Source organism: Agromyces sp. 3263, from assembly GCF_031456545.1.
In the GTDB taxonomy this organism is placed as follows: domain Bacteria; phylum Actinomycetota; class Actinomycetes; order Actinomycetales; family Microbacteriaceae; genus Agromyces.
The window spans coordinates 413,763-434,796 of sequence record NZ_JAVDUV010000002.1; the positions used below are offsets into that span (position 1 = coordinate 413,763).

Here is a 21,034-nt window from a genome sequence, read left to right on the forward strand (position 1 = left end):
CGGCATCCGGGGCATCTCGTCGAGCTCGGCTAGATCGCGAACCCGAGGGCGCGCATCATGTCGCGCCCGTCGTCGGTGATGCGCTCGGGGCCCCACGGCGGCATCCACACCCAGTTGATGCGGAACGCGTCGACGATGCCGTCGAGCGCCTCGGCCGTCTGCTCCTCGAGCACGTCCGTGAGGGGGCATCCGGCGCTCGTGAGCGTCATGTGGATGACGAGGGCATCGTGCTCATCGTCCCAGCCGAGGTCGTAGATGAGCCCGAGGTCGACGACGTTCACGCCGAGCTCGGGGTCCATCACGTCTTTCAGCGCTTCGGTGACCTGGTCGAAGCGCTCGGGAGCGAGGGAGGTGACCATGATGTCGATTCTAGTCGCGACCTACTCGGCCGCGGCCGCCGCGGCGGGCTCGGCGACCTGGTAGCGGTCGTAGCCCTCGTCCTCGAGGCGGTCGGCGAGCTCGGGACCGCCCTGCTCGGCGATCCGGCCCGCGACGAACACGTGCACGAAGTCGGGCTTGATGTAGCGGAGGATGCGCGTGTAGTGGGTGATGAGCAGGATGCCGAGGCCCGTGTTCGCCTTGGCGCGGTTCACGCCTTCGGAGACGATCTTCAGCGCGTCCACGTCGAGGCCCGAGTCGGTCTCGTCGAGCACGGCGAACCGCGGCTTCAGCAGCTCGAGCTGCAGGATCTCGTTGCGCTTCTTCTCGCCGCCCGAGAAGCCCTCGTTGACGTTGCGCTCGGCGAAGTTCGAGTCCATGCGCAGGTTCGCCATCGACTCGCGCACGTCCTTCACCCAGGTGCGCACCGACGGTGCCTCGCCGTCGATGGCGGTCTTCGCCGTGCGGAGGAAGTTCGTCACCGTGACGCCCGGGATCTCGACGGGGTACTGCATCGCGAGGAACAGGCCGGCGCGCGCGCGGGCGTCGACCGACATCTCGAGCACGTTCTCGCCGTCGAGCAGGATCTCGCCCTCGACGACGTGGTACTTCGGGTGGCCGGCGATCGTGTACGCGAGCGTCGACTTGCCCGAGCCGTTCGGGCCCATGATGGCGTGGATCTCGCCCTCGTTGATGACGAGGTCGACGCCGCGGAGGATCTCGCGGGTGCCCTGGTCGGTCTCGACGTTGACGTGCAGGTTCTTGATCTCGAGCACTGACATGTGGTGGTGAATCTCTTTCGTGAGCCGGCCGTTCCGGGCCGGAAGCTGGTTCAGACGGTCAGGGTGACCGAGGGATCGATGTGGACGCCGCCGTCCTTGACCTCGACCTGGAAGACCGGGACGGGCTCGTAGGCGGGAAGGGTGAGCGGCTTGCCGCTGCGAAGCGAGAACTTGGAGCCGTGCGCCCAGCACTCCAGCGTGTCGTCCTCGACGAAGCCCTCGGCCAGGGAGATGTCGCCGTGCGTGCAGGTGTCGCCGATCGCGAAGACCTCGCCGGCGGCATCCTTCACGACGGCGATCGCCACGCCGTCGAGCACGAAGCGGGAAGCCTCGTTGACGCCGAGCTCGTCGACGCCGCAGACACGAACGGATGCCACGGTCAGCTCACCTGCAGTTCTGCCTCGATCGCGACGAGGAGCCGCGCTTCGAGCTCAGGCGAGCCGATCTTCTGGACGATCTCGGTGAGGAATCCGCGCACGACGAGGCGCCGGGCCTCGTCTTCGCTGATGCCGCGAGCCATGAGGTAGAACAACTGCTCGTCGTCGAAGCGGCCGGTGGCGCTGGCGTGCCCGGCCCCCTCGATGTCGCCCGTCTCGATCTCGAGGTTGGGCACGGAGTCGGCACGGGTGCCGTCGGTGAGGACGAGGTTGCGGTTCTGCTCGTAGCTGTCGGTGCCGGTCGCGGCGTTGCCGATGAGCACGTCGCCGATCCACACCGTGCGTGCGCCGGCGCCCTGCAGCGCGCCCTTGTAGGTCACGCGGCTCTTCGTGTGCGGTGCGTCGTGGTGCACGTACACCTGCTGCTCGAGGTGCTGGCCGGCGTCGGCGAAGTAGAGGCCGAGCGACTCGATGTCGGCGCCCTGCTCGGCCAGGTGGGTCGAGGGATTCACCCGCACGACCTTGCCGCCGAGGGAGACGACGATGTGCTTCAGGAACGAGTCGCGGCCGAGCCGGGCGAACTGGCTCGAGAGGTGCACCGCGTCGTCGTTCCACTCCTGCAGCGAGACCACGGTGAGCGATGCACCGTCGCCGACGAGGATCTCGACGTTCTCGCTGAGTCGAGCGTCGCCGATGCCCCGGAGCACCACGAGTCCGCGGCTGTTCGGCGCGATCTCGATGACGGTGTGGGCTCCTCGGGGTGCGTTGCCGAGCCCGGATCGGGTCACGGCGACGACCTTCTCGTCTTCACCGGTGACCGAGATGAGGAGGGCCTCGTCGAACGACGTCCATGCGTTGGCGCTCGCACGCTCTTCGGGCGTGCCGGCGGCGCCGATGCGCGCGTCGTCGCGGGCGATCCATGAGACGTCGACGCCCGGGGCATCCGTCGTCTCGATCGGCAGGCGGGCGCCGTCGAGCTCGCCGCCCGTGAGGTCGGCGAACGCCGCGACGGGCGAGAGCTTCCACTCGTGCTCGCGCCCGTTCACCGGGGCGAAGTCCTCGACGTTCACCGATCGGAAGCGCTCGGAGCGCGTCTGCACGGGCACGAAGGCGCCGTCCGAATGCGCGACGAGGCCATGCTGCTCGGCCGTGGGCATGGCTGTGCTGGTCATCTGGGCGGTCATTCCTAGCCGACCGATCCTTCCATGCCCATCTCGATGAGCTTGTTGAGTTCCATCGCGTACTCCATGGGCAGTTCGCGGGCGATCGGCTCGATGAAGCCGCGCACGATCATGGCCATGGCCTCGTCCTCGGGCATGCCCCGGCTCATCAGGTAGAAGAGCTGCTCCTCGCTCACCTTCGAGACCGTGGCCTCGTGTCCGAGGTGCACGTCGTCGACCCGGATGTCGATCGCCGGGTAGGTGTCGGAGCGCGAGATGGTGTCGACGAGCAGGGCGTCGCAGCGCACGGTGTTCGCCGAGTGGTGCGCGTTCGCGTCGATGCGGACCTCGCCGCGGTAGCCGGCGCGGCCGCCGCCACGGGCGATCGACTTCGAGACGATCGACGACTGCGTGTACGGCGCCATGTGGATCATCTTGGCGCCGGCATCCTGGTGCTGGCCCGGACCGGCGAAGGCCACCGAGAGGGTCTCGCCCTTGGCGTGCTCGCCCATCAGGAAGATCGACGGGTACTTCATGGTGACCTTCGAGCCGATGTTGCCGTCGATCCACTCCATGGTGGCGCCCTCGGCCGCGGTCGCCCGCTTGGTCACGAGGTTGTACACGTTGTTCGACCAGTTCTGGATCGTCGTGTAGCGCACGCGGGCGTTCTTCTTCACGATGATCTCGACGACCGCCGAGTGCAAAGAGTCGGACTTGTAGATCGGGGCCGTGCACCCCTCGATGTAGTGCACGTAGCTGTCCTCGTCGGCGATGATCAGCGTGCGCTCGAACTGGCCCATGTTCTCGGTGTTGATGCGGAAGTAGGCCTGCAGGGGGATCTCGACGTGCACGCCGGGCGGCACGTAGACGAACGACCCGCCCGACCACACGGCCGTGTTCAGCGCGGCGAACTTGTTGTCACCGGCCGGGATGACGGTGCCGAAGTACTCCTCGAAGAACTCGGGGTGCTCCTTCAGCGCGGTGTCGGTGTCCATGAAGATGACACCCTGGCGCTCGAGTTCCTCGTTGATCTGGTGGTAGACGACCTCGGACTCGTACTGGGCGGCCACGCCGGCGACGAGGCGCTGCCGCTCGGCCTCGGGGATGCCGAGCTTCTCGTAGGTGTTCTTGATGTCGTCGGGCAGGTCCTCCCACGTCTGGGCCTGCTTCTCGGTTGAGCGCACGAAGTACTTGATGTTGTCGAAGTCGATCTCCGACAGGTCGGCCCCCCAGGTGGGCATGGGCTTGCGCTCGAACAGCTGCAGCGCGCGCTGGCGACGCTGGAGCATCCATTCGGGCTCGCTCTTCAGGGCCGAGATGTCGGCGACGACCTCGGGCGAGATGCCGCGTCGTGCGGATGCCCCTGCAGCGTCGGAGTCGGCCCATCCGAACTCGTAGACACCGAGTCCTTCGAGTTCTGGGCGGTCGATCAGTACGTCCGTCATGCTCTCCCTCTTCTCCTCCCGTGCAACCGGATATGAGTCCGGCTCATTCCCTCGCGAGTCGAGGCGCTCGTTGGCTGGGTGATGATGTGCGGGCGGCTCCAGTGCGAACCTAAGATGGCTGGGAGCTCGCATCGCGCTGACGCGCGCCTCGCGGGCCTTCCCAACCCTTCAAGTCTATAGGGTCGCGCTGTCGGGTGCGCCGTACTCCCAGCGCCGTCACAGTGCGACCCGGATCAGGACGACCAGCGTGAACCGCTTCATCCAGTGGCTGCCCGACCGAGTCGACGGGCGGATCCGCGTCTTCGCCTGGCTGTCGTTTGTCGCGGAGGTCGTGATCATCGCGACGGGCGGTGCGGTGCGCCTCACGGGCTCGGGCCTCGGATGCCCCACCTGGCCCACCTGCACGGCCGACTCGCTCATCACGACACCCGAGATGGGCATCCACGGGCTGATCGAGTTCGGCAACCGCATGATGACCGGCGTCGTGGGGCTCATCGCCCTCGCGCTGTTCGTGCTCGTCTGGCGCATCCGCAGCCAGCGCCGCGACCTGTTCGTGCTCGCCTTCATCGTCGGCGCCGGCATCGTCGCGCAGGCGATCGTCGGCGGCATCACGGTGTGGACGGGGCTCAACCCCTTCATCGTCGGGTTCCACTACGTCTCGTCGCTCCTCCTCGTCTGCGTGTGCGCGGCGTTCCTCGTGCGCATGGACGCGCAGCCCGGCCCACGCGAGCTCGCGGTGCCCGGCTGGTACGCGGGGCTCACGCACGCGACCACCGGCGTGCTCGCGCTCACGATCGTGTTCGGCATCCTCACCACCGGGTCGGGTCCGCACTCGGGCGATGCCGCCGCGGGCCGCAACGGCTTCGAGTCGGAGGTGCTCGAGCACGTGCACGCGTGGCCCGGCTACGCCCTGCTCGCGCTCACGGTCGTGCTCCTGATCGGCGCGTGGGGGCTGCGGCTCCCCACGCTGCGCTGGGTGGGCGCCCTGCTCGTCGTCGAGCTCGTGCAGATCGCGGTCGGGCTCTACCAGGCGCGCAACGGCCTCCCGCCGCTCGCCGTGGGCGTGCACATGGTGCTCGCCGCGCTCACCGCCGCGACGATGACGGTGGTCGTCCTGCACCTCAAGCGACCCGCGACGACGGGAGCCGCGCCCGCCGCCGCGCCGGCCGCGGCATCCGCACGCTGAGGCCTTCGTGCTGATCGAGCATCGCGGCCGGCGCCCGGTCGTCGATCCCACGGCCACGGTGGCCCCGACGGCGGTGCTGTCCGGTGACGTGCGCATCGGGCCGCGCACCCGGGTCCTGCACGGTGCGGTGCTGACCGCGGAGGACGGCGCGATCACGGTCGGCGCCGAGTGCGTCGTGATGGAGCACGCGCTCGTGCGCGCCCGGTCGCGGCATCCGGTGGTCATCGGCGATCGCGTGCTGGTCGGGCCGCACGCGCACGTGAACGGCGCGAGCATCGGCGACGAGGCGTTCATCGCCACCGGGGCCTCCGTCTTCCCCGGCGCCGTCGTCGAGGCCGGCGCTGAGGTGCGGATCAACGGCGTCGTGCAGGTGAACACCCGCATCCCGGCCGGCGAGGTGGTGCCGATCGCGTGGGTCGCGGTCGGCGACCCGGCCCGCATCCTCCCGCCCGAACGCCACGACGAGATCTGGGACGTGCAGCGGGGGCTCGACTTCGTGGGCACCGTCTACGGCGTCCCCGTCGAGGAGGGCATGCGCGAGATCATGCGACGCCAGTCGGAGTTCTACGCCGCCCACGACGACGACGAGGTCATCGACTGACGCCGACTCAGAACGGCAACAGCGGGTCGATCCCGATCGCGAGGAAGAGCAGCGACAGGTAGGCGATCGAGCCGTGGAACACCCGCATCGGCGAGACCTGCACGTGGCGGATCGCGAGGTTGTAGAGGCGGTGCGTCTCGGACACGAACCACACCCCCGTCACCACGGCGACGGTGGAGTAGACGAGGCCCATGCCGGCCACCGGGATGAGCAGGAGCGAGCACGCGACCGTGGCCCAGGCGTAGAGGATGACCTGCAGGCCGACCTGCGCCCGACCCCGCACCACGGCGAGCATGGGCACCCCGGCGGCCGCGTAGTCGTCCTTGTACTTCATCGAGAGCGGCCAGTAGTGCGGCGGCGTCCACAGGAAGATGATGAGGAACAGGATGAACGGCGTCCAGCTGAGGCTCTCGGTCACGGCGGCCCAGCCGATCAGCACCGGCATGCAGCCCGCCACGCCGCCCCACACGATGTTCTGCGACGTGCGACGCTTGAGGATCAGGCTGTAGAAGACGACATAGAGCAGGATCGCGCCGAGCGACAGCGCCGCGGCCAGCCAGTTCGTGAAGATCCAGAGCCAGGCGATGGATGCCGCGCCGAGCCCGTAGGCGAACACGAGCGCCTCGCGGTCGGTGAGCTCGCCGGTCACGAGCGGCCGCCCCTGCGTGCGCTTCATGACGCGGTCGATGTCGCGATCGATGTAGCAGTTGAAGGCGCCGGCCGCGCCCGCGCTCATCGCGCCGCCGATGAGCGTCGCGACGAGCAGCCACAGGTTCGGAAGGCCGTTCTGCGCGAGGATCATGGTGGGCGCGGTCACCACCAGCAGGAGCTCGATGACCCGCGGTTTCGTGAGCGCGAGGTAGGCGGAGAGCTTGCGCCGTACCGTCATCTGCGGTCGCGACTCGCGAGTGTGTACAGCTGCCGACATCGTTCCTCTTCCGGGCGCGGGCGCACGCGAGCACTCCCCGCGCGACCCTCGACGATTCTAGGCCATGCACGGGAGCGCGACATCCGGAATACGCTTTCCGCCTCACATAGCGCGGACTCGGCCGTGAGTCATCCCCCGTCACAGACCACCCCCGAATCCATATACTGAGGATTGCGCGCCCGGCTTCACGGGTTCGATCACGCCGGCCTCCCGAACGACTCCCGGCAGAACCCGCGGCCTGGCGGAACCGCGCCGCAACGTCCCGGCGGGTCGGGGGCCGGACGGTTCCCGACGCCGTCACGATCGGAAGGAACAGCACCTCGTGGCCAATCTGCAGTGGGAACCCATCGACGATCGCGCGGTCGACACGGCGCGCGTGCTCGCGGCCGACGCCGTCGAGAAGGTCGGGAACGGGCACCCGGGCACGGCGATGAGCCTCGCGCCCGCCGCCTACCTCCTCTTCCAGAAGGTCATGCGGCGCGACCCGGCCGACCACGGCTGGCTCGGCCGCGACCGCTTCATCCTCTCCGCCGGCCACAGCTCGCTCACGCAGTACGTGCAGCTCTACCTCGCCGGCGATGGCCTCGAGCTCGACGACCTCAAGGCCCTGCGCACCTGGGGCTCCAAGACCCCGGGCCACCCCGAGTACGGCCACACCGACGGCGTCGAGATCACCACGGGCCCGCTCGGCCAGGGCCTCTCCTCGGCCGTCGGCTTCGCCTACGCCGCCCGCTTCGAGCGCGGCCTCTTCGACCCCGACGCCGCGGCGGGCACGAGCCCCTTCGACCACTTCATCTACGTCGTCGCGGGCGACGGCGACCTCCAGGAGGGCGTCACCAGCGAGGCCTCCTCGCTCGCCGGCCACCAGCAGCTCGGCAACCTCGTCGTGATCTACGACTCGAACCAGATCTCCATCGAGGACGACACGAACATCGCCTTCACCGAAGACGTCGCGAAGCGCTACGAGGCCTACGGATGGCACGTCCAGACGGTCGACTGGAAGAAGACCGGCCAGTACGTCGAGGACGTCGCCGAGCTGCACCGCGCGATCGAGGCCGCCAAGGGCGAGACGGCCAAGCCGTCGATCATCATCCTGAAGACCATCATCGGCTGGCCCAGCCCCGGCAAGCAGAACACCGGCAAGATCCACGGCTCGGCGCTCGGCGCGTCGGAGCTCGCCGCCACGAAGGAGGTGCTCGGCTTCGACCCCGAGCAGACCTTCGTCGTCGCCGAGGACATCCTCGAGCACACCCGTGCAGCTCGTGAGCGCGGCGCCGCGGCCCACGCCGAGTGGCAGGTCGGGTTCGACGCCTGGGCCGAGGCCAACCCCGAGAAGAAGGCGCTGCTCGATCGGCTCGAGGCCGGCGAGCTGCCCGACGACGTGGCATCCGTCCTCCCCGCCTTCGAGGGTGGCACCGAGGTCTCGACCCGCGCCGCGTCGGGCAAGGTCATCAATGCCCTCGCGGGCGTGCTCCCCGAATTCTGGGGCGGCTCGGCCGACCTCGCCGAGTCGAACCTCACGACGATCAACGACGCGGCCTCGTTCATCCCCGAGGAGTGGTCGACGCACGAGTTCGCCGGCAACCCGTACGGCCGCGTGCTGCACTTCGGCATCCGGGAGCACGCCATGGCCGCGATCATCAACGGCATCGTGCTGCACGGCAGGACCCGCGCGTTCGGCGGCACGTTCCTCATCTTCAGCGATTACATGCGACCGGCCGTGCGCCTCTCCGCGCTCATGAAGGTGCCGTCGATCTTCGTCTGGACGCACGACTCGGTCGCGCTCGGTGAGGACGGACCGACCCACCAGCCGATCGAGCAGCTCGCGACGCTCCGCGCGATCCCCGGGTTCACGGTGGTCCGCCCGGCCGACGCGAACGAGACCGCCATCGCCTGGCTCGAGATCCTGAAGCGGCGCGACGCCCCAGTGGGCATCGCGCTCACCCGCCAGAACATCCCGGTGTTCGAGCGCGGCGACGGCGCGGCATCCGGAGACACGCTCGCATCTGCGGCCGGGCTGGCGAAGGGCGCCTATATCCTCGCCGAGGCGCCGTCGGGCACGCCCGACGTCATCCTCATCGCCACGGGGTCCGAGGTGCAACTGGCCGTGGCCGCCCGCGAGCGGCTCGCGGCCGACGGCATCCAGGCGCGCGTCGTCTCGGCGCCCAGCCTCGAATGGTTCGAGGAGCAGGATGCCGCATACCGCGAATCCGTGCTTCCCGCCGCCGTGACGGCTCGGGTCTCGGTCGAGGCCGGCATCTCGCTGTCGTGGCGCCCCTACGTGGGCGACCGCGGCCGCAGCGTCTCGATCGAGCACTTCGGCGCATCCGCCGACTACAAGACCCTGTTCCGCGAGTTCGGAATCACGACGGACGCCGTCGTCGCCGCCGCGAAGGAGACGCTCGCGTCGGCCTGACGCGAGCAGAAGGAGAACACATCCCCATGAGCACCAACTCCCCCACCGCCGCGCTCTCCGAAGCCGGCGTGAGCATCTGGCTGGACGACCTGTCCCGCGACCGCATCACCACGGGCGACCTCGCGCGCCTGATCGCCGAGCGCAACGTCGTCGGCGTCACCACGAACCCGACGATCTTCGCCGGGGCGCTCGCCAAGGGTGACGCCTACCGCGAGCAGCTGCACACGCTCGCCGAGGCCGGCACCGACCTCGACACCGCGGTGTTCGAGGCGACCACCGACGACGTGCGCGACGCCGCCGACATCTTCCGCCCGGTGTACGACCGTACTGACGGCTACGACGGGCGCGTGTCGATCGAGGTGGCACCCGACCTCGCGCACGACACCGAGCGCACCATCGAGCAGGCGCATGCGTTGTGGGAGAAGGTGGACCGGCCGAACGTGATGATCAAGATCCCGGCGACGGTCGAGGGACTCGGGGCGATCACCGCGGCGATCGGCGCGGGCATCAGCGTGAACGTGACGCTGATCTTCAGCCTGGACCGGTACCGGCAGGTCATCGACGCGTACCTGACCGGCCTGGAGCAGGCGAAGGCCGCGGGCATCGACCTGGCCACGATCCACTCGGTCGCGTCGTTCTTCGTGTCCCGCGTCGACACCGAGATCGACAAGCGCCTGGCCGAGATCGGCACCGACGAGGCCCTCGGCCTGAAGAGCAAGGCGGGCATCGCGAACGCCCGGCTCGCGTACCAGCTGTACGAGGAGGTGTTCGGCGGGGAGCGGGCCACCGCGCTGCTGCAGGCCGGCGCGAACCGGCAGCGTCCGCTCTGGGCGTCGACCGGGGTCAAGGACCCGGCGCTGCCCGACACCCTCTACGTCACCGAGCTCGTCGCGACCGGCGTGGTGAACACCATGCCCGAGAAGACCCTCGAGGCGACCTTCGACCACGGCGAGATCGTCGGCGACACCGTGACCGGCGCGTACGCCGACGCCGGCGCCGTGCTCGACGCGCTCGCCCGGGTCGGCGTCGACTACGACGACGTCACCGCGGTCCTCGAACGCGAAGGCGTCGAGAAGTTCATCGTCTCCTGGAACGAACTCCTCGACACCGTCCGCGGCGCACTGGAGGCAGCACGATGAGCTTCCGCATCTCCGTGAGCGGCGCAGCCGCCGACGCGGTGCGTCGCACCGTGCCGACGCTCGTCGCCGACCTCGTCGCGAGCGGCATCACCGCCCAGGACGCCGAGCTCTGGGGACCCGACGCCGAGGACGAGGCGTCGAAGCGCCTCGGCTGGACCGAGGCCGTCGCCGTCTCCCGTCCGCTCGTGCCCGAGATCGAGGCGCTCCGCGAACAGCTCGAGGCCGACGGCGTCACCCACATCGTGCTCGCCGGCATGGGAGGCTCCTCGCTCGCGCCCGAAGTCATCACCCGCACCGCGCGGGTCGAGCTCACCGTGCTCGACTCGACGGAGCCCGGGCAGGTCGCCGCCGCGCTCCGCGACCGGCTCGCCGAGTCGGCGCTCGTCGTGTCCTCCAAGTCCGGATCCACGGTCGAGACCGACAGCCAGCGCCGGGTGTACGAGCACGCGTTCCGCGATGCAGGCATCGACCCGACGACCCGCATCATCGTCGTGACCGACCCGGGCTCGCCGCTCGACGAGTCGGCTCGTGCCGCCGGCTACCGCGTGTTCAACGCCGACCCCACGGTCGGCGGGCGCTACTCGGCACTCACCGCGTTCGGCCTCGTGCCGTCGGGGCTCGCCGGCGCCGACATCGCCGAGATCCTCGACGAGGCCGAGACCATCGAGCTCTCGCTCGCGATCGACAGCCCGGAGAACCCCGGACTGGTGCTCGGCGCTGCCATCGCCGCCACCGAGCCGCTGCGCGACAAGCTCGCGATCGTCGCCGACGGCACCCACATCGTGGGCTTCGCGGACTGGGCCGAGCAGCTCATCGCCGAGTCGACGGGCAAGGAGGGCAAGGGCATCCTCCCAGTCGTCCTCGACGTCGACGCACCCGAGCTGAAGGCCGACCTCCCCGACGTGCAGGTCGTGCGCGTCGTCGACGACGCCGGCGACCAGATCTTCAGCCACCACGACACCGGCGAGATCCGCGTCTCGGGCAGCCTCGGCGCCCAGCTGCTCGTGTGGGAGTACGCCACGGCGGTCGCCGGGCGCCTGTTCGGCATCAACCCGTTCGACCAGCCCGACGTCGAGTCCGCGAAGATCGCGGCGCGCGGACTGCTCGACGCACGGCCCGAGCCGGCACCCGCGGCCTTCGTCGCCGACGGCATCGAGGTGCGCGGCACGCCGCACGTCATCGGTGCCGCCAGCGACCTGGTGTCGGCGATCGACGTCCTGCTCGAGGAGCTGCCCGCGAACGGCTACATCTCGGTGCAGGCGTACGTCGACCGCGTCGCCCACCCCGAGCTGGCACAGCTGCGCGATCTGCTCGCCGCGCGTGCCGGCCGCCCCGTCACGTTCGGCTGGGGTCCGCGTTTCCTCCACTCGACCGGCCAGTTCCACAAGGGCGGCCCCGCCGTCGGCGTGTTCCTGCAGATCACCGAGACGCCGGCCGAGGATCTCGCGATCCCCGACCGCCCCTTCACCTTCGGTGAGCTCATCGCCGCGCAGGCGTCGGGCGACGCGAGCGTGCTCGCCGAGCACGGCCGTCCGGTGCTCACCCTGACGCTGACGGACCCCGCCGCGAACATCGCGACGCTGTTCGACGCCGTCGGCTGATCCGCGGAAGGATCCCATGGCCCCGGCAGAGATCTCCGCGCAGCACAATCCGCTGCGCTCGCCCAAGGACTACCGCCTCAACCGGATCGCCGGCCCCTCGAGCCTCATCATCTTCGGGGTGACCGGCGACCTGTCCCGCAAGAAGCTCATGCCGGCGGTGTACGACCTCGCGAACCGTGGGCTCCTGCCCCCGGGCTTCGCGCTCGTCGGCTTCGCGCGCCGGGACTGGGACGACCAGGACTTCGAGAAGGTCGTGCACGACTCGGTGCGGCAGTACGCCCGCACCGAGTTCCGCGAGGACGTGTGGAAGCAGCTCGCACGCGGCATCCGCTTCGTACAGGGCGACTTCGACGACGACGCGGCATTCGACCGGCTCCACGCGGTCGTCGACGAGCTCGACCGTGAGCGCGGCACCATGGGCAACCACGCGTTCTACCTGTCGATCCCGCCGAAGTCGTTCCCGCTCGTGACGGAGCAGCTGAAGCGGTCGGGGCTCACCGAGCAGCGCGACAACCAGTGGCGACGCGTGGTCATCGAGAAGCCGTTCGGCTCCGACCTGCAGTCGGCGCGCGAGCTCAACGACGTCGTGGCCTCCGTGTTCCCGCCCGACTCGGTGTTCCGCATCGACCACTACCTGGGCAAGGAGACCGTCCAGAACATCCTGGCCCTCCGCTTCGCCAACCAGCTCTACGAGCCCATCTGGAACGCGAACTTCGTCGACCACGTGCAGATCACCATGGCCGAGGACATCGGCGTCGGCGGTCGCGCCGGATACTACGACGGCATCGGCGCGGCCCGCGACGTCATCCAGAACCACCTGCTGCAGCTGCTCGCCCTCACCGCCATGGAGGAGCCGATCTCGTTCGACGCCGCGGACCTGCGCGCCGAGAAGGAGAAGATCCTGTCCGCGGTGCGACTGCCAGACGACCTGGCCACGGGAACGGCGCGCGGCCAGTACTCGGGCGGATGGCAGGGCGGCGAGAAGGTCGTCGGATTCCTCGACGAGGACGGCATGAACCCCGAGTCGACGACCGAGACGTATGCTGCGATGAAGCTGCTCATCGGCACCCGCCGGTGGGCCGGGGTGCCGTTCTACCTGCGTGCCGGGAAGCGCCTCGGACGGCGCGTGACCGAGATCGCCGTGGTCTTCAAGCGTGCGCCGCAGCAGGTCTTCGCCGACAGCCAGACCTCGCAACTCGGACAGAATGCCCTCGTCATCCGCGTGCAGCCCGACGAGGGCGTCACCATCCGCTTCGGCTCCAAGGTGCCGGGCGCGGGCATGCAGGTGCGCGACGTCACGATGGACTTCGGCTACGGGCACGCCTTCACCGAGGCGAGCCCCGAGGCCTACGAGCGGCTCATCCTCGACGTGCTGCTGGGCGACCCGCCGCTGTTCCCCCGCCAAGAGGAGGTCGAGCTCTCCTGGAAGATCCTCGACCCCATCGAGGAGTTCTGGGCGACGCAGGGTCAGCCCGAGCAGTACCGCCCCGGAACCTGGGGTCCGAGCTCGGCAGACGAGCTCCTGCACCGCGACGGACGTAGCTGGAGGCGCCCATGATCGTCGAACTTCCCGACACGACGACCAGCCAGGTCTCCAAGACCCTGGTGAAGATCCGCGAGGAGGGCGGCGTCGTCGCCCTGGGCCGTGTGCTCACCCTCGTCATCGCCACCGCGCCCGGCAGCGAGGAGGAGGCGATCGAGGCGGCGAACGACGCCTCGCGCGAGCACCCCATGCGGGTCATCGTGGTCTCGAGCGATCCGCACGAGCTGCCCGACACGGCGGCACGGCTCGACGCCGAGATCCGGGTGGGCGGCGACGCCGGCGCGAGCGAGGTCATCGTGCTCCGCGCCTGCGGCGATGCGGCCCGCGACGAGGAGAGCCTCGTCATGGCCCTGCTCCTGCCCGATGCACCGGTCGTGACCTGGTGGCCGGGGGCGGCACCCGAGGTGCCCGGTGAGGCGGCGCTCGGGCGCATCGCCCACCGACGCATCACGGATGCCTCGACGCAGCCCGACCCGCAGGGTGCGCTGGCGCGACTCGCGTCCAGCTACACCCCGGGCGACGCTGACTTCGCGTGGACCCGCCTGACCCTGTGGCGCGCCCAGCTCGCCGCGGTGCTCGACCAGCCGCCGTACGAGCAGATCACGAGCGTGCGCGTGACCGGGGCGATCGACTCCCCGTCCACGACCCTCCTGGCGGCGTGGCTGCGCCTGCAGCTCGACGCGCCGACGACGTACGAGCTCACGCCCGTCGACGCCGGCTCGCACGGCATCCACGGCGTGCATCTCGAACGGGAGAGCGGCGAGGTCGAACTGGTCCGCGACATCCCCGGCATAGCGACGCTCCGCCAGCCCGGCCAGCCCGTGCACGACGTGCCGCTGCCGCGCCGCAACCTCCGCGACTGCCTCGCCGACGAACTCCGGCGCCTCGATCCCGATGAGTTGTACGGTGAAGTGATCACGAGTGGCCTGTCGCTGCTCGGCGATCCCGAGGCGTGAGGAGCCCATGCATGACGAATGAACGGCGGGTGCTCGTCCATCCCGACAAGGCGTCATTGGCGAGTTCCGTGTCGGCGCGGTTCATCACGAAGATGCTCGACATCCTCGACGCCCAGGCGGTCGCCCACGTGGTGCTGACGGGCGGCTCGATGGGTTCGGCCGTCCTGGAAGCCGTCGCCGCATCGCCCGCGCGCACCTCGATCGACTGGTCGAGGGTGCATTTCTGGTGGGGCGACGAGCGGTGGGTGCCCGGCGGTGACGGCGAGCGAAACGACGAGCAGGCGCGCATCGCCCTTCTCGGCGACCTCGACGTGCCGACGGAGAACGTGCACCCGTTCCCGGCCTCCGACTCCGGGATGGAGCTCGACGAAGCCGCCGAGGCCTACGCGGCGGAGCTCTCGCAGCACGGCGTCGACGGGCTCGATCACCCGATCTTCGACATCACGTTCCTCGGCGTGGGGCCCGATGGGCACATCGCCTCGCTCTTCCCGCACCGGTCCGGTATCCAGGTGACGGATCGCACCGTCATCCCGGTGCGCAACTCCCCCAAGCCGCCGCCAGAGCGGCTCAGCCTCACGCGCCCGGTGATCAACTCGTCGCAACGCATCTGGCTGGTGCTCGCCGGGGCCGACAAGGCCTCCGCACTCGGCCTCGCCCTCGCCGGCGCGAGCCGTGACGAGGTGCCGGTCGCCGGCATCAAGGGTCGGCGACGCACGGTCTTCTTCGTCGACGCGGATGCCGCGGCCGAGGTGCCCGAGTCGCTCATCGCACGGGACTACTGAGTCGCTCGCACCCGAGCAGACGCGAACGGGGCCAGCCTTCCGGCTGGCCCCGTTCGTCGTCTGCGATGGAGTCGGTGCGTCAGTCCTGGGGAGCCGACTGGCCGCGACGGGCGCGGAGCTGCGTCAGCGCCTCCTCGAGGAGCGCGGCGGCTTCCTCGTCGGTGCGCCGCTCCTTCACGTAGGCGAGGTGCGTCTTGTACGGCTCGAGCTTGGAGACCAAGGGCGGGTTCTCCTTGTCGCGGCCGGCGGGAAGGCCGGTCGACGGGCTGTCGATGATCTCGGGGATCTCCTCCTCGGGAAGGCTCGCCGCGAAGTACCGCACGGTCTCGTTGCCCTGCGCGTCCCAGTAGCTCACGGCCACCCGGTCGGCGTGGAATCCGCGGTCCTGTTCGCCCATCGGCCCCGCGCCGACGCGCGAGCCCCGGATGGCGCTGTTTCCTGATGCCATGGCGTTCCCGTCAGATTCCGGCGTCGAACTTGGTGATGAGACCCAGCACCACGATGCACGTGATCCAGATGAGCGCCAGGATCACCGTGATCCGGTTGAGGTTGCGCTCGGCCACCCCGGACGCGCCGAGGCTGGACGTGACGCCGCCGCCGAACATGTCGGACAGACCGCCGCCACGGCCCTTGTGCAGCAGGATGAGCAGCGTCAGCAGGAGGCTCGTGAGACCGAGCAGCACCTGCAGGACGACCTGGAGAATCTCCACGGTGAACCTTTCCGGGCACGACGCAGGGTGTCAGTGCCGACAATCGAGTATAGCCGCACCCGCGGCTCCGCCCATGGCGCGAAGCGCCTACGCGCCGACGTGCTTCTTGAACCGGACGATGCTCGAGAACTCGTCGATGTCGAGGCTCGCGCCGCCGACGAGCGCGCCGTCCACGTTGGGCTCCCGAAGGAAGGACGCGATGTTCGACGCCTTCACCGATCCGCCGTAGAGGATACGCGTGGCCGAGGCCACGTCGTCGCCGAGCAGTTCGGCGATGAGCGCACGGAGCGAGGAACACACCTGTTCCGCCTGCGCGGGCGTCGCGGCCTGCCCTGACCCGATCGCCCAGACGGGCTCGTACGCGACGACCAGCCCCTTCGACCCGTCGACTCCTTCGAGCGCGGTGCGAAGCTGCGCCACCGGCACGGCACTCGGACCGTGCGCCTCGAGGTCCTCGGCCGTCTCGCCGACGCACACCACTGGCACGAGCCCGTGGCGGTGGGCGGCGAGCACCTTGGCGTTCACGTCGGCGTCGGTCTCGTGGTGCAGCGTGCGACGCTCGGAGTGTCCGATGATCACGTAGCTGCAGTCGAGCTGCGCAAGGAAGGCACCCGAGATCTCGCCGGTGTACGCGCCCGAGTCGTGCGCCGACACGTCCTGCGCGCCGTAGGCGAGCGGCAGCGAGTCCGCCGACACGAGCGTCTGCACCGAACGGAGATCGGTGAACGGCGGGAACACGGCGACCTCCGCGTCGGCGAAGTCGTGCTTCGCGTCGGCCAGCGCCCACGCGAGCTTCTGCACGAACGCGATCGCCTGCAGGTGGTCGAGGTTCATCTTCCAGTTGCCCGCGATGAACGGGGTGCGCTTCACTGCCATCCGAGGACCTCCAGTCCGGGGAGCTTCTTGCCCTCGAGGAACTCGAGGCTCGCGCCACCGCCCGTCGAGATGTGACCGAACTGGTCGTCGGCGAACCCGAGCTGGCGCACGGCAGCCGCCGAGTCGCCGCCGCCGACGACGCTGAGGCCGTCGACCTCGGTGAGTGCGTCGGCCACCGCCTTGGTGCCGGCTGCGAAGGGCGCCAACTCGAACACGCCCATCGGGCCGTTCCAGAACACCGTCTTCGATGCGCGGATCCGCTCGGCGAACGCCGCAGCTGTTGCGGGGCCGATGTCGAGGCCGAGTCCGGATGCCCCGAACGGTGTCTCCTCGATCGCGTCGGCGGAGGTCACCACATGCTCGGCGTCGGCCGAGAAGGATGCCGCGACGACCACGTCGGTGGGCAGCACGATCGACACGCCGCGCTCCTCCGCCTCGGCGAGGTAGCCCTTGACCGTCTCGATCTGGTCGGCTTCGAGGAGGCTCGATCCGACCTTGTGCCCCTGGGCGGCGAGGAAGGTGAACAGCATGCCCCCGCCGATGAGGAGCGTGTCGACCCGCGGCAGCAGGTGCGCGATCACGCCGAGCTTGTCGGAGACCTTCGACCCGCCGAGCACCACGGTGTAGGGGCGCTCCGGTGACTCGGTGAGCCGATCGAGCACGTCGAGCTCCGACGCGATCAGGAGCCCGGCGGCGCTCGGCCGCAGCTCCTCGAGCTCGTAGACGCTCGCCTGCTTGCGGTGCACGACGCCGAAGCCGTCGGAGACGACCGCATCGGCGAAGCCGGCCAGCTCGCCCGCGAACGCGGTGCGCTCGGCCTCGTTCTTCGAGGTCTCCCCCGCGTTGAACCGCAGGTTCTCGAGCACGAGGATCTCGCCGTCGCCGAGCGCCTCGACCTTCGCCGCGGCATCCGCACCGACCGTGTCGGTCGCGAACGCGACGGGCGCGTCGATCAGCTCATCGAGCCGTGCGGCGACGGGGGCGAGGCTGTACTCGGGGTCGGGCGAGCCGTCGGGCCGGCCGAGGTGGGAGACCACGATCACGCGGGCTCCCTGGCCCGTGAGGGCCTCGAGGGTGGGGACCGACGCCCGCACGCGGCCGTCGTCCGTGATGACCGACCCCTGGAGGGGGACGTTGAGGTCACAACGGACGACGACTCGCTTGCCGGCGAGCGGACCGAGGCTGTCGATCGTTCGCAGGGTCACGGATGCTCGATTCAGAGGCGTTCGGCGACGTACTCGGTCAGGTCGACGAGCCGGTTGGAGTAGCCCCACTCGTTGTCGTACCAGCTCGAGAGCTTCACCTGGTCGCCGAGGACGCGCAGCAGCCCGGCGTCGAAGATCGAGGAGTGCGGGTCGGACACGATGTCGCTCGAGACGATCTCGTCCTCCGTGTACTTGAGGATGCCCTTCATCGGGCCCTCGGCGGCCGCCTTGTAGGCCGCCTTGACCTCGTCGACCGTGACCGGGCGAGATGCCGTGACGGTGAGGTCGGTGATCGAGCCGGTGGGCACCGGCACCCGCAGGGCGAACCCGTCGAGCTTGCCCACGAGCTCGGGCAGCACGAGGCCGATCGCCTTCGCCGCACCGGTCGAGGTGGGGACGATGTTGATCGCGGCGGCGCGCGCACGACGGAGGTCCTTGTGCGGGCCGTCCTGGAGGTTCTGGTCGGCCGTGTACGCGTGCACCGTGGTCATGAGGCCGCGCTCGATGCCGAATGCGTCGTTGAACACCTTCGCAAGCGGCGCCAGGCAGTTCGTCGTGCACGACGCGTTCGAGATGATGTGGTGCGAGGCGGGGTCGTACTCGTCCTCGTTCACGCCCATGACGAAGGTCGCGTCCTCGTCGGTCGCGGGCGCCGAGATGAGCACCTTCTTGGCACCGGCGGCGATGTGCTTGCGCGCGTCGGCGGCCTTGGTGAAGAAGCCGGTCGACTCGATGACGATGTCGACGCCGAGCTCGCCCCAGGGCAGGTTCGCGGGGTCGCGCTCCGCGAACGCCTTGATCGCCTTGCCGTTGACGATGATGTTGTCGTCGTCGTAGTCGACGGTCGCGTCGAGGCGGCCCGTGATCGAGTCGTACTTCAGCAGGTGGGCGAGCGTCTTGTTGTCGGTGAGGTCGTTCACGGCGACGATCTCGAGGTCGGCGCCCTGGGCGAGGGCGGCACGGAAGTAGTTGCGGCCGATGCGGCCGAAGCCGTTGATGCCGATCTTTACGGACACGGATGTCTCCTGAATTGACGTGCGCGAATGCGCGATTCCAAGGTGAACGGATCGGACGGCGGTGTCCCCGGACGGGTCCGGGGACACCATCCGCTACGACAGTAGCAGCAGCCCTGAGGTCTTCTCGCGTGCGGTGGTGAAGCGCTGCTGGACGTTCTCCCAGTTCGCGATGTTCCAGAACGCCTTGACGTAATCGGCCCGCACGTTCTTGTAATCGAGGTAGTACGCGTGCTCCCAGACGTCGAGCATGAGCAGCGGCACGATGCCCGCCGGAAGGTTCGCCTGCTGGTCGAAGAACTGCACGATGATCAGTCGCTGGCCGATCGAGTCCCACGCGAGGACGGCCCAGCCGGAGCCCTGGACGCCGAGCGCGGTGGCGGTGAAGTGCGCCTCGAACTTGTCGAAGGAACCGAAGTGCTCGTCGATCGCCGAGGCGAGGTCGCCGGTGGGCTTGTCGCCCCCGTCGGGCGAGAGGTTCGTCCAGAAGATGGAGTGGTTGACGTGGCCGCCGAGGTTGAACGCGAGGTCCTTCTCCAGCTTGTTGACGTTGGCGAGGTTGCCCGAGTCGCGCGCTTCTGCCAGCTGCGCGAGGGCGGTGTTCGCGCCGGTCACGTACGCCTGGTGGTGCTTCGAGTGGTGGAGCTCCATGATCGTGCCGCTGATCGACGGTTCCAGCGCCGAGTAGTCGTACGGGAGATCGGGGAGGGTGTAGTCAGCCATTGCTTCTCCTTGTCAGATGCCGGGCGTGCCGGGCTCCTGCCCGGTGTTCCGCGGCCGCACCCCCGAGTCTATGCCCGGCCCGCCGGCGGCCGACCGGGGTTGACCGACTGCGACGGCGCATGACGACGAGCGGATGCCGCGGCATCCGCTCGTCGTCTGCAACCTGCGGCTCGCCGTCGAGACGGGCTCGGCAGCGGCTCAGACGTCGTCGAGGTCGGAGGGCAGGCTCGCCTCGGTGCCGGGCACGCCGAGGTCGGCCGCACGCTTGTCGGCCATGGCGAGGAGACGCCGGATACGGCCGGCGACCGCGTCCTTCGTCATGGGCGGGTCGGCGTGGTGGCCGAGCTCGTCCAGGCTCGCCTCACGATGTGCGAGGCGCAGTTCGCCGGCGTACTTCAGGTGGTCGGGGATGTCGTCGCCGAGCAGCTCCATCGCACGCTCGACTCGCGCGCAGGCGGCCACGGCGGCCTGCGCCGACCGGCGGAGGTTGGCGTCGTCGAAGTTGACGAGCCGGTTCGCGGTGGCACGGACCTCGCGACGCTGGCGCAGCTCCTCCCAGTTGCGCACCGTGTCGGTGGCGCCCATGAGCGCGAGCATCGAGCTGATGGCTTCGCCGTCGCGGATCACGACGCGGTGCACGCCGCGCACCTCGCGGGCCTTCGCCGAGATGCCGAGTCGACCGGCGGCTCCCACGAGGGCCATCGCCGTCTCGTTGCCCGGGCAGGTGATCTCCAGGGCGGCCGAGCGGCCGGGGTCGGTCAGGCTGCCGTGCGCGAGGAACGCGCCGCGCCAAACCGCCGCGACGTCGTCGCGCGACCCGGTGGTGAGCTTGTTCGGAAGCCCGCGCACGGGCCGGCGGCGTGCGTCGAGAAGACCGGTCTGGCGGGCGAGGGTCTCCCCGCCGTCGAGCACGCGCACGAGGTACTGGTTCGACCGGCGGATGCCCGACGGCGAGATGACCGACACGTCGGGGCGAACGCCGTAGAGCTCGCCCAGGTCGCGCGTCACCCGGCGGGCGATCGTCGGCGAGTCGAGCTCGGCCTCGATGGCGATGCGTCCGGAGATGATGTGCAGCCCACCGGCGAAGCGCAGCACGGAAGCCAGCTCGGCGGCCCGCACGGTGGTCTTCGGCACCTCGACCCGCGCCAATTCCTCTTTCACGTCGGCGGTCAGTGCCACGTCAGGTCCTTTCCTTCTTCATGTCGCGCGGCCG

General features: G+C 69.6%; 21 protein-coding genes. 8 read left to right on the top strand and 13 right to left on the bottom strand.

What is annotated here, in order from left to right; translation table 11 throughout:
• Nucleotides 1-29: 29 nt before the first annotated feature.
• The 5 genes from J2X63_RS15140 to sufB are packed head-to-tail and all read right to left on the bottom strand — an operon-like array spanning nucleotide 30 to nucleotide 4,142.
• Nucleotides 30-359 carry a metal-sulfur cluster assembly factor gene (locus tag J2X63_RS15140; RefSeq protein WP_309978722.1) on the bottom strand — a complete coding sequence of 110 codons (330 nt, stop codon included), beginning with the start codon at nucleotides 357-359 and terminating at the stop codon, nucleotides 30-32.
• Between the two features lie 21 nt (nucleotides 360-380).
• Nucleotides 381-1,160 carry a Fe-S cluster assembly ATPase SufC gene (gene sufC / locus J2X63_RS15145; protein ID WP_159599804.1) on the bottom strand — a complete coding sequence of 260 codons (780 nt, stop codon included), beginning with the start codon at nucleotides 1,158-1,160 and terminating at the stop codon, nucleotides 381-383.
• A 50-nt stretch (nucleotides 1,161-1,210) separates the two neighbouring features.
• Nucleotides 1,211-1,537, bottom strand: coding sequence for a non-heme iron oxygenase ferredoxin subunit (locus tag J2X63_RS15150; protein WP_309978724.1), 327 nt, complete (start codon nucleotides 1,535-1,537; stop codon nucleotides 1,211-1,213).
• Nucleotides 1,538-1,539: 2 nt separating this feature from the next.
• Entirely contained in the window at nucleotides 1,540-2,709 is a 1,170-nt protein-coding gene (gene sufD / locus J2X63_RS15155) for a Fe-S cluster assembly protein SufD (RefSeq protein WP_309978726.1), read from the bottom strand.
• Nucleotides 2,710-2,723: 14 nt separating this feature from the next.
• Nucleotides 2,724-4,142, bottom strand: coding sequence for a Fe-S cluster assembly protein SufB (sufB, locus tag J2X63_RS15160; protein WP_309978728.1), 1,419 nt, complete (start codon nucleotides 4,140-4,142; stop codon nucleotides 2,724-2,726).
• A 247-nt stretch (nucleotides 4,143-4,389) separates the two neighbouring features.
• Between sufB and J2X63_RS15165 the strand changes: the two genes are divergently transcribed.
• Nucleotides 4,390-5,328 (top strand): COX15/CtaA family protein, encoded by a 939-nt coding sequence (locus J2X63_RS15165; protein ID WP_309978730.1) that lies wholly within the window; start codon nucleotides 4,390-4,392, stop codon nucleotides 5,326-5,328.
• A 7-nt stretch (nucleotides 5,329-5,335) separates the two neighbouring features.
• A complete protein-coding gene (locus J2X63_RS15170; protein WP_309978732.1) occupies nucleotides 5,336-5,929 on the top strand; it encodes a gamma carbonic anhydrase family protein in 594 nt (197 codons plus the stop codon).
• A 7-nt stretch (nucleotides 5,930-5,936) separates the two neighbouring features.
• On the opposite strand, the gene J2X63_RS15175 is transcribed toward J2X63_RS15170, so the two are convergent.
• The gene (locus J2X63_RS15175; RefSeq protein ID WP_309978733.1) at nucleotides 5,937-6,857 is read right to left on the bottom strand and encodes a heme o synthase; all 921 of its coding nucleotides are present in this window, start codon (nucleotides 6,855-6,857) and stop codon (nucleotides 5,937-5,939) included.
• Nucleotides 6,858-7,179: 322 nt separating this feature from the next.
• On the opposite strand from J2X63_RS15175, the gene tkt reads away from it, so the two are divergent.
• The 6 genes from tkt to pgl are packed head-to-tail and all read left to right on the top strand — an operon-like array spanning nucleotide 7,180 to nucleotide 15,294.
• On the top strand, nucleotides 7,180-9,273 hold the full coding sequence (tkt, locus tag J2X63_RS15180; protein ID WP_309978736.1) for a transketolase: 2,094 nt from the start codon (nucleotides 7,180-7,182) through the stop codon (nucleotides 9,271-9,273).
• Between the two features lie 26 nt (nucleotides 9,274-9,299).
• Nucleotides 9,300-10,412 carry a transaldolase gene (gene tal / locus J2X63_RS15185; RefSeq protein ID WP_309978738.1) on the top strand — a complete coding sequence of 371 codons (1,113 nt, stop codon included), beginning with the start codon at nucleotides 9,300-9,302 and terminating at the stop codon, nucleotides 10,410-10,412.
• Entirely contained in the window at nucleotides 10,409-12,013 is a 1,605-nt protein-coding gene (locus J2X63_RS15190) for a glucose-6-phosphate isomerase (protein ID WP_309978740.1), read from the top strand. The genes tal and J2X63_RS15190 overlap by 4 nt, the downstream gene beginning before the upstream one ends.
• A gap of 16 nt (nucleotides 12,014-12,029) precedes the next feature.
• The gene (gene zwf, locus J2X63_RS15195; RefSeq protein WP_309978742.1) at nucleotides 12,030-13,571 is read left to right on the top strand and encodes a glucose-6-phosphate dehydrogenase; all 1,542 of its coding nucleotides are present in this window, start codon (nucleotides 12,030-12,032) and stop codon (nucleotides 13,569-13,571) included.
• Complete coding sequence (locus tag J2X63_RS15200) at nucleotides 13,568-14,512, top strand: glucose-6-phosphate dehydrogenase assembly protein OpcA (RefSeq protein WP_309978744.1); 945 nt, start codon at nucleotides 13,568-13,570, stop codon at nucleotides 14,510-14,512. Before zwf ends, J2X63_RS15200 begins: the two co-directional genes overlap by 4 nt.
• Before the next feature lie 11 nt (nucleotides 14,513-14,523).
• Nucleotides 14,524-15,294, top strand: a complete 771-nt coding sequence (gene pgl, locus J2X63_RS15205; protein WP_309978746.1) for a 6-phosphogluconolactonase — start codon at nucleotides 14,524-14,526, stop codon at nucleotides 15,292-15,294.
• 79 nt (nucleotides 15,295-15,373) lie between these two features.
• Here the strand turns inward: pgl and J2X63_RS15210 are convergent, their stop codons facing one another.
• From J2X63_RS15210 to whiA, 7 genes are all read right to left on the bottom strand, one after another.
• On the bottom strand, nucleotides 15,374-15,742 hold the full coding sequence (locus J2X63_RS15210) for an RNA polymerase-binding protein RbpA (protein WP_309978748.1): 369 nt from the start codon (nucleotides 15,740-15,742) through the stop codon (nucleotides 15,374-15,376).
• A gap of 10 nt (nucleotides 15,743-15,752) precedes the next feature.
• On the bottom strand, nucleotides 15,753-16,004 hold the full coding sequence (gene secG / locus J2X63_RS15215) for a preprotein translocase subunit SecG (RefSeq protein WP_159599832.1): 252 nt from the start codon (nucleotides 16,002-16,004) through the stop codon (nucleotides 15,753-15,755).
• 87 nt (nucleotides 16,005-16,091) lie between these two features.
• Nucleotides 16,092-16,880: a triose-phosphate isomerase gene (gene tpiA / locus J2X63_RS15220; RefSeq protein WP_309978750.1), complete on the bottom strand. Its 789-nt coding sequence runs from the start codon at nucleotides 16,878-16,880 to the stop codon at nucleotides 16,092-16,094.
• A complete protein-coding gene (locus tag J2X63_RS15225) occupies nucleotides 16,871-18,085 on the bottom strand; it encodes a phosphoglycerate kinase (protein ID WP_309978752.1) in 1,215 nt (404 codons plus the stop codon). The genes tpiA and J2X63_RS15225 overlap by 10 nt, the downstream gene beginning before the upstream one ends.
• Before the next feature lie 11 nt (nucleotides 18,086-18,096).
• Nucleotides 18,097-19,101, bottom strand: coding sequence for a type I glyceraldehyde-3-phosphate dehydrogenase (gene gap / locus J2X63_RS15230; protein WP_309978754.1), 1,005 nt, complete (start codon nucleotides 19,099-19,101; stop codon nucleotides 18,097-18,099).
• Between the two features lie 93 nt (nucleotides 19,102-19,194).
• Nucleotides 19,195-19,821 (bottom strand): superoxide dismutase, encoded by a 627-nt coding sequence (locus J2X63_RS15235; RefSeq protein ID WP_309978756.1) that lies wholly within the window; start codon nucleotides 19,819-19,821, stop codon nucleotides 19,195-19,197.
• Nucleotides 19,822-20,019: 198 nt separating this feature from the next.
• Nucleotides 20,020-21,000, bottom strand: coding sequence for a DNA-binding protein WhiA (gene whiA / locus J2X63_RS15240; protein WP_309978758.1), 981 nt, complete (start codon nucleotides 20,998-21,000; stop codon nucleotides 20,020-20,022).
• Between the last annotated feature and the right edge of the window lie 34 nt (nucleotides 21,001-21,034).

Bases quoted from the DNA above. Each gene is read 5' to 3' on its own strand.
- pgl (WP_309978746.1), top strand. From the start codon at position 14,524: ATGACGAATGAACGGCGGGTGCTCGTCCATCCCGACAAGGCGTCATTG.
- sufB (WP_309978728.1), bottom strand. From the start codon at position 4,142: ATGACGGACGTACTGATCGACCGCCCAGAACTCGAAGGACTCGGTGTC.
- sufC (WP_159599804.1), bottom strand. From the start codon at position 1,160: ATGTCAGTGCTCGAGATCAAGAACCTGCACGTCAACGTCGAGACCGAC.
- tal (WP_309978738.1), top strand. From the start codon at position 9,300: ATGAGCACCAACTCCCCCACCGCCGCGCTCTCCGAAGCCGGCGTGAGC.
- tpiA (WP_309978750.1), bottom strand. From the start codon at position 16,880: ATGGCAGTGAAGCGCACCCCGTTCATCGCGGGCAACTGGAAGATGAAC.
- J2X63_RS15235 (WP_309978756.1), bottom strand. From the start codon at position 19,821: ATGGCTGACTACACCCTCCCCGATCTCCCGTACGACTACTCGGCGCTG.
- zwf (WP_309978742.1), top strand. From the start codon at position 12,030: ATGGCCCCGGCAGAGATCTCCGCGCAGCACAATCCGCTGCGCTCGCCC.
- J2X63_RS15175 (WP_309978733.1), bottom strand. From the start codon at position 6,857: ATGTCGGCAGCTGTACACACTCGCGAGTCGCGACCGCAGATGACGGTA.
- J2X63_RS15200 (WP_309978744.1), top strand. From the start codon at position 13,568: ATGATCGTCGAACTTCCCGACACGACGACCAGCCAGGTCTCCAAGACC.
- J2X63_RS15140 (WP_309978722.1), bottom strand. From the start codon at position 359: ATGGTCACCTCCCTCGCTCCCGAGCGCTTCGACCAGGTCACCGAAGCG.
- J2X63_RS15210 (WP_309978748.1), bottom strand. From the start codon at position 15,742: ATGGCATCAGGAAACAGCGCCATCCGGGGCTCGCGCGTCGGCGCGGGG.
- sufD (WP_309978726.1), bottom strand. From the start codon at position 2,709: ATGACCAGCACAGCCATGCCCACGGCCGAGCAGCATGGCCTCGTCGCG.
- J2X63_RS15190 (WP_309978740.1), top strand. From the start codon at position 10,409: ATGAGCTTCCGCATCTCCGTGAGCGGCGCAGCCGCCGACGCGGTGCGT.